Genomic DNA, 7,177 nt, shown 5'->3' on the forward strand with positions numbered 1-7,177 from the left:
GTACAGGACGATGGTCGCGCCGGGCGGTACGTCCTGGTAGTACGAGGTGACCGTGCCGGCCAGGGTGACCGTGACACCGGTCGCCACCGCGAGGACGAAGGTCGCGCGGAACGACTTCGTCAGCTGCTGGGCGGCGGCCACCGGCACCACCATGAGCGCGCTGACCAGGAGCAGGCCGACGACCCGCATGGCGACCGTGACGGTGACCGCGGCCGTGACCGCGATCAGCAGGTTCAGGGCGCGCACCGGCAGGCCGGTGACCCGGGCGAACTCCTCGTCCTGGCTGACGGCGAAGAGGTGCCGGCGCAGCCCGACCGTGACGAGGACCACGAACGCGGCCAGCAGGCTGATCGCGGTGACGTCCTCGGGCGAGACCGTGGTGAGGGAGCCGAAGAGGTACGAGCTGAGGTTGGCGTTGGAGCCGGTCGGCGAGAGGTTGATGAGCAGCACACCGCCGGCCATGCCGCCGTAGAACAGCAGGGCCAGGGCGAGGTCGCCGCGGGTCTTGCCGTACGCCCGGATCAGCTCCATGGCGACGGAGCCGGCGACGGCGACCAGGGTGGCCATCCAGACCGGGCTGGAGTTCAGCAGGAAGCCGAGGCCGACACCGGTCATGGCGACGTGGCCGATGCCGTCGCCCATGAGGGCCTGGCGGCGCTGGACCAGGTAGATGCCGACGGCCGGGGCCGTGATGCCGACCAGGACGGCGGCGAGCAGCGCCCGCTGCATGAAGGCGTCGTGGAGGAATTCCATGATCAGAGCAGCTTCCTCAGGTCAGCAGACCCGTACGGAGCGGCTCGCCGGCCGCGTGCGGATGGACGTGGTCGTGGCCGGGCAGGGCGTGCTGCCCGACGGCCTCGGGCGGCGGGCCGTCGTGGACGACACAGCCGTCGCGCAGCACGACGGCCCGGTCGATCAGCGGCTCCAGCGGGCCCAGCTCGTGCAGGACGAGGAGGACCGAGGTGCCGCCGCCGACCTGCTCGCGCAGGGTCGAGGCCAGCACCTCCTGGCTGGCGAGGTCCACGCCCGCCATGGGCTCGTCCATGATCAGGAGTTCGGGTTCGGAGGCGAGGGCGCGGGCGATCAGGACCCGCTGGTGCTGGCCGCCGGAGAGGGCGCTCACCGAGTCGCCCGCCCGGTCGGCCAGGCCGACGAGGTCGAGGGCGCGGGCGACGGCCGCCTTGTCCGCGCGGGAGAAGCGGCCGAAGCGGCGGCGGGCCAGCCGCCCGGAGGAGACGACCTCGCGGACGGTGGCGGGGACGCCGCCCGCGGCGGTGGTGCGCTGCGGCACGTAGCCGATCCGCGCCCAGTCGCGAAAACGCCTCCGCTCGGTGCCGAAGAGTTCGATGGTGCCGCCGGTCAGCGGGACCTGGCCGATGACCGAGCGGACGGCGGTGGACTTGCCGGAGCCGTTGGCGCCGAGCAGGGCCACGACCTCACCGCGGTGGACGGTGAGGTCGACGCCGCGGAGGACGGGCCGGCCGCCGAGGGCCGCCGTGGCCCCGCGGACGGAAATGACGGGTTCCAGGGCCATGGCTCGTGCCTCCGATACGTGCGTGGGTGTCACTTGGCGCCGAGGGCCTTCTTCAGCGCGGTGAGGTTGGACCGCATGACCTCGAAGTAGTCATCGCCCCGGGACCGGTCGGTGATTCCCTCCAGGGGGTCGAGGACGTCGGTCTTCAGGCCGGTGTCGCCCGCGAGGGTCTTGGCGGTCCTGTCGCTGGCGAGGGTCTCGAAGAAGACGGTGGTGACCTTCTCGTGGGCCGCGACCCGCTGGAGCTCCTTCATCCGGGCGGGGCTCGGCTCGGACTCGGGGTCGATGCCGGAGATGCCCTCCTGGTCGAGGCCGTAGCGCTCGGCGAGGTAGCCGAAGGCGGAGTGGGTGGTGATGAACGTCCGCGTGGTGGTGTTCTTCAGGCCGGTCTCGAACTCGGTGTCCAGGCCTTCGAGCTTCTTCACCAGGTCGGCGGTGTTCTTCCTGTAGTCGGCGGCGTGGGCCGGGTCGGCCTTCTCGAAGGCGGCCCCGACGCCCTTGGCGACCTCGGCGTACTTCACGGGGTCGAGCCAGATGTGCGGGTCGGCGCCGGCCTCGGAACCGTGGTCGTGGCCCTCGTGGCCCTCGTGGCCCTCCTCGGCGTGACCCGCTTCCGCGTGGCCCTCCTCGGCGTGGCCCTCTTCGGCGTGGGCCGCGTGCTCCTCGGGGGACTCGCCCTCGTGGGCGCCGTCGACGCCGGTGCCGTGCTCCTCGAGCTTGGTGAGGGTGGCGGCGTCGACCGTGTTCTCGACGCGGGCCTGGGCGATCGCCTTGTCGACGGCGGGCTGGATGCCCTTGAGGTAGAGGATGACGTCGGCGTCGCCGAGCGCGCCGACCTGGCGCGGCTTGAGCTCCAGGTCGTGGGGCTCGACGCCGGGCTTGGTGAGGGTCTCGACGGCCACGTGGTCGCCGCCTATCCGCTCCGCCAGGAACTGCACGGGGTAGAACGACGCCACGACGTCCAGCTTGCCGCCGCCGCTGCCGCTGTCACCGCCTGCCGCGTCCGAGGAACCGGCGCAGGCGGAGAGCGAGACGAGGCCGAGCGCGACGGCTCCGGCGAGGGCGGTGGGGGGTATCAGACGGCGTACGTTCATGACACTCATTTTCAACAAATATGGAAACGATTGTCAATTGTCGTATGTGTGGCCCCGGCCACGCGGCCCCGTGATCGTCTTGCGACCGAACCGATTTGATACGGGGGGTGCGGGCGCCGGTAACCTGAGGCATTCGCACTTCGTCGTCGTAATGAAGAGAGCACCGTGGCCGCCGACAAGATCGACACCATCGTCAGCCTGAGCAAGCGCCGTGGCTTCGTCTACCCGTGCAGCGAGATCTACGGCGGCCAGCGTGCCGCCTGGGACTACGGGCCGCTGGGTGTCGAACTCAAGGAGAACATCAAGCGCCAGTGGTGGCGTTACATGGTCACCGCCCGCGAGGACGTCGTCGGCATCGACTCGTCGGTCATCCTTGCCACCGAGGTCTGGGAGGCGTCCGGTCACGTCGCCACCTTCACCGACCCGCTGACCGAGTGCACCTCCTGCCACAAGCGCTACCGGGCCGACCACCTGGAGGAGGCGTACGAGGAGAAGCACGGTCGCCTCCCCGAGAACGGCCTGACCGACCTCAACTGCCCCAACTGCGGCAACAAGGGCACCTTCACGGAGCCCAAGCAGTTCTCCGGCCTGCTCTCCACGCACCTCGGCCCGACCCAGGACAGCGGCTCCGTCGCGTACCTGCGTCCCGAGACCGCGCAGGGCATCTTCACCAACTTCGGCCAGGTGCAGCAGACCTCGCGCAAGAAGCCGCCGTTCGGCATCGCGCAGATGGGCAAGTCCTTCCGGAACGAGATCACTCCGGGCAACTTCATCTTCCGCACCCGCGAGTTCGAGCAGATGGAGATGGAGTTCTTCGTCAAGCCGGGCGAGGACGAGCAGTGGCACGAGTACTGGATGGAGCAGCGCTGGAACTGGTACACCGGCCTGGGTCTCCGTGAGGAGAACATGCGCTGGTTCGAGCACCCGCAGGAGAAGCTCTCCCACTACTCCAAGCGCACCGCCGACATCGAGTACCGCTTCCAGTTCGGCGGCAGCGAGTGGGGCGAGCTCGAGGGCGTCGCCAACCGCACCGACTACGACCTGAGCGCCCACTCCAAGGCCTCCGGCACCGACCTGTCGTTCTTCGACCAGGAGGCCGGCGAGCGCTGGACCCCGTACGTCATCGAGCCCGCGGCCGGTGTCGGCCGCACCATGCTCGCCTTCCTGCTCGACGCGTACAACGAGGACGAGGCCCCCAACGCCAAGGGCGTCATGGAGAAGCGCACCGTGCTGCGCCTCGACCCGCGCCTGGCCCCGGTCAAGGTCGCGGTCCTGCCGCTCTCCCGCAACCCGCAGCTCTCGCCGAAGGCCAAGGGCCTGGCGGCGGACCTGCGCCAGAACTGGAACATCGACTTCGACGACGCGGGCGCCATCGGCCGCCGCTACCGCCGCCAGGACGAGATCGGCACGCCGTTCTGCGTCACCGTCGACTTCGACACCCTGGACGACAACGCGGTGACCGTGCGCGAGCGCGACACCATGAAGCAGGAGCGCGTCTCCCTCGACCAGATCCAGGGCTACCTGGGCAGCCGCCTGCTCGGCTGCTGAAGCGCCTGATCGCGTCGGCACAAGCCCCCGGTTCCGGAGCACGGAACCGGGGGCTTCCCCGTTCGGGCGTGGTCCGCGGGCGCCGGAAAAACCGGGTGCCTCCACCCGGCCCCGCGGGTAGCGTTCACGGCATGTTTGCTCACCTCCCGATCTACGAGTGAGAGCGGCGCGCAGGCCGATCCACCGACCACCGCACACCTCACCCAAGGGGAGCCCATGGCCAAGAGCAAGAACAACCTCCTCGGCGTCGGCGGACAGCGCAAGAAGCTGTCCCGCGCCGAACAGCTGGGAGCAGGACAGGGCCGCGCGGCCGACCGCCGCCGGGCCGAGGACCAGAAGCAGGAGCTGCTGAGGAAGATGCGCGAGCGCGCCCGGCAGGAGACGCCGGACGGGCAGGAGACGCCGGCCGAGCCGGCCGAGTAGCCACCGGCGCGGCCGGAGGAGAACGGACGGAGGGTCCGGGTCACCACGTGACCCGGGCCCTCCGGCGTCGTACGGCTCGGCCCACGTCCTGCCGGCCGTCGTCCTCAGCCCACCGTCCTCGGCAGGCGCAGGGCCGCCAGGGCCGTCAGCAGGGCCACCGCGAGCTGGACCAGGAGCACCACCGCGAGGGCCGTGCCCATGGAGCCCGTGTCCGCGAGCGACAGGAACAGGGTGCCGAGCGTGGCCACGCCCAGGGCGAGGGCGGCCTGCTGGGTCGTCACCATGACACCGCTGCCCACGCCCGCCCGCTCCGGCGGGACCTCCGCGAGCACCACCCGGAACAGCACCGGGAGCTGGAGCCCCTGCCCGACGCCCGCGACGGCCATCCCCGGCAGGAGGGCGGTCACCGAGAGATCCGGCCAGGACCGCCAGGCCGTCCAGGCCAGCAGACCGAGCCCGGCCGCCTGGACCAGGGCGCCCGCCGGGATCACCCGGCTTCCCCAGCGCGCCACCAGCCGCGGTCCCGCGAGCGAGGCCGCGAAGAAGGCGAGCGCCATCGGGGCCAGGGCCGCCCCGGCCGCCACCGCGCCGACCCCGGCGCCCTCCTGGAGGGCCACCGCGATCACCAGCATGAAACCGCCGAAGCCGCCCGACAGCGGGAGCACGAGCACCAGACCGCGCCGCAGCGGGATCAGGCGCAGCAGGCTCGGCGGGACCAGCGGGGTGCCGCCGCGGCGCTCCGAGCGCAGCTCCACCCGCCAGAACGCGACCGCCGCGCAGGGGAAGACGGCGAGCGCGAGCCAGGTCCACAGCGGCCACCCGGTGGCCCTGCCCTCCGTCAGCGGGGCGAGCAGCGCGGTCAGGGCCAGGGCGAGGAGCAGGGTGCCGGCCACGTCCACGGGAGCGGGCCGGTCCGAGCGGGTCTCGGGTACGGCGCGGGCGGCGAGCGGCAGGAGCAGCAGCACCACCGGCACGTTCACCAGGAACACCGCCCGCCAGCCGGTGCCCCACAGGTCGGCGGCGACCAGCAGGCCGCCGAGGATCTGGCCGGTGACGAAGGAGAGCCCGGTGGTCGCCCCGTACAGGCCGAGCGCCCTGGCCCGGCGCGCGCCCGACGTCGAGGAGTGAAGCGTCGCCAGTACCTGCGGCAGCAGCATCGCCGCCGCGGCACCCTGTGCCACCCGGGCGCCCACCAGCGTCCAGGGTCCCGGGGCGAGCCCGCAGGCGAGCGAGGTGAGGCCGAAGGCGACGAGCCCGGTGAGGAAGAGGCGCCGGCGGCCGAAGAGGTCCCCGAGCCGCCCGCCGAGGACCAGCAGCACGGCGTACGACAGGCCGTACCCGGCGACGACGAGTTCGAGGAGCGCCTCCCCCGCGCCCAGGTCCCGGCCGAGGGACGGCAGGGCGACGTTGACGATGAAGAAGTCGACCAGCGGCAGGGCGGCGCCGAGGAGGACGGTGCAGAGGCCGAGGGCGCCGAGCCCCGGCGAGGCGGGGCCGCCGCCGGGAGCGGCGGCCGTGCGGTCAGCGGTGGAGATCGTGGTCACGCTCCGACGATCGGCCTCCGCTCAGCCTGGTACCAGAGTCTTCTCATCCTGGTACAACGGCTACCTGGCACCGCGCGGACGGCCCGGGCAGGCTGGGGTCATGACCCTCACGGCGGGCCCCGCGCCCGAGCCCGCACGGCAGCCCGCGCCGGTACCGGCGACGCCGGGACACGGGCCCGTCCCCCCGGCGCCCGTACCCGCGTCGCCCGGGCCGGCGCCCGTACCCCCGTCGCCCGGCCCGGCACCCGTACCCCCGTCGCCCGGGCCCGCGGCACGGCGCCCCTCCGAGCCCGAGGTGCGGCGGTACGAGCTGGCCGCCTTCCTGCGCAGCCGGCGGGAGCGCATCAGCCCCGAGCAGGTCGGCCTGCCGCGCGGGCGCCGCCGCCGGACGCCCGGTCTGCGCCGCGAGGAGGTCGCGCAGCTCTCCGCCGTCGGCGTCACCTGGTACACCTGGCTCGAACAGGCCCGGGACATCCAGGTCTCGCCGCAGGTCCTGGGCGCCCTCGCCGGGGCCCTGCTGCTCGATCCGACCGAGCGCGCCCACCTCTTCGCCCTGGCCGGGCGGGCCGACCCGCACCCCGAGGCGCCCGACGCGGCCGTCACGCCCGCCCTGCGCGCGATCCTCGACCAGCTGGAGCCCGTACCGGCCGCCGTGCAGAACGCCCGCTTCGACTTCCTCGCCCACAACCGCACCTTCGGGCACCTCTTCCGCGACCTGGACGCCCTGCCCCGCGAGGACCGCAACTCCCTCTGGCTCGCCTTCACCGACGAGGCGTTCCGCTCGGCCGTGACCGACCTGTCGGAGCTGCTGCCGCTCCTCACCGGCAAGCTGCGGGCCGCGCGGGCCGAGCACCTGGCCGATCCGGCGTGGAAACGGCTGGTCCAGCGCCTGGAGGAGGCGTCGCCGGAGTTCCGGGAGATCTGGGCCCGCCACGACGTGGTCGCCCCCGGCGGCCGGACCAAGCTGATCCGCAACGCCCACGTGGGCCTGCTCCGCTTCGAGCACACCAACCTGTGGCTCGGTCCGGGCGGCG

Annotated in this window: 7 protein-coding genes; 3 read left to right on the top strand and 4 right to left on the bottom strand. The window is 72.7% G+C overall.

Going from position 1 to position 7,177, the window contains the following annotated elements; genetic code table 11:
- From RIF68_RS20980 to RIF68_RS20990, 3 genes are all read right to left on the bottom strand, one after another.
- The coding region (locus RIF68_RS20980; protein ID WP_309052828.1) for a metal ABC transporter permease at positions 1–753 on the bottom strand (753 nt) is incomplete at its 3' end.
- Between the two features lie 16 nt (positions 754–769).
- On the bottom strand, positions 770–1,534 hold the full coding sequence (locus RIF68_RS20985) for a metal ABC transporter ATP-binding protein (RefSeq protein WP_309052829.1): 765 nt from the start codon (positions 1,532–1,534) through the stop codon (positions 770–772).
- 29 nt (positions 1,535–1,563) lie between these two features.
- On the bottom strand, positions 1,564–2,628 hold the full coding sequence (locus tag RIF68_RS20990; RefSeq protein WP_309052830.1) for a metal ABC transporter substrate-binding protein: 1,065 nt from the start codon (positions 2,626–2,628) through the stop codon (positions 1,564–1,566).
- 165 nt (positions 2,629–2,793) lie between these two features.
- Here RIF68_RS20990 and RIF68_RS20995 point away from each other — a divergent pair, with 165 nt between their 5' ends.
- On the top strand, positions 2,794–4,176 hold the full coding sequence (locus RIF68_RS20995) for a glycine--tRNA ligase (RefSeq protein WP_309052831.1): 1,383 nt from the start codon (positions 2,794–2,796) through the stop codon (positions 4,174–4,176).
- Positions 4,177–4,392: 216 nt separating this feature from the next.
- Positions 4,393–4,599, top strand: a complete 207-nt coding sequence (locus RIF68_RS21000; RefSeq protein ID WP_309052832.1) for a DUF6243 family protein — start codon at positions 4,393–4,395, stop codon at positions 4,597–4,599.
- Positions 4,600–4,703: 104 nt separating this feature from the next.
- On the opposite strand, the gene RIF68_RS21005 is transcribed toward RIF68_RS21000, so the two are convergent.
- Positions 4,704–6,143 (bottom strand): MFS transporter, encoded by a 1,440-nt coding sequence (locus RIF68_RS21005; protein WP_375165726.1) that lies wholly within the window; start codon positions 6,141–6,143, stop codon positions 4,704–4,706.
- 295 nt (positions 6,144–6,438) lie between these two features.
- Between RIF68_RS21005 and RIF68_RS21010 the strand changes: the two genes are divergently transcribed.
- Positions 6,439–7,177 (top strand): helix-turn-helix domain-containing protein (locus tag RIF68_RS21010; RefSeq protein WP_309052833.1); only part of this gene is annotated, 739 nt, incomplete at its 3' end.

The organism is Streptomyces sp. (assembly GCF_031178505.1).
Taxonomy (GTDB): domain Bacteria; phylum Actinomycetota; class Actinomycetes; order Streptomycetales; family Streptomycetaceae; genus Streptomyces; species Streptomyces gulbargensis.

What these genes read in the sequence shown, in the direction of transcription:
- RIF68_RS20985 (WP_309052829.1), bottom strand. Translation starts at nt 1,534, where the DNA reads ATGGCCCTGGAACCCGTCATTTCCGTCCGCGGGGCCACGGCGGCCCTC.
- RIF68_RS20990 (WP_309052830.1), bottom strand. Translation starts at nt 2,628, where the DNA reads ATGAACGTACGCCGTCTGATACCCCCCACCGCCCTCGCCGGAGCCGTC.
- RIF68_RS21000 (WP_309052832.1), top strand. Translation starts at nt 4,393, where the DNA reads ATGGCCAAGAGCAAGAACAACCTCCTCGGCGTCGGCGGACAGCGCAAG.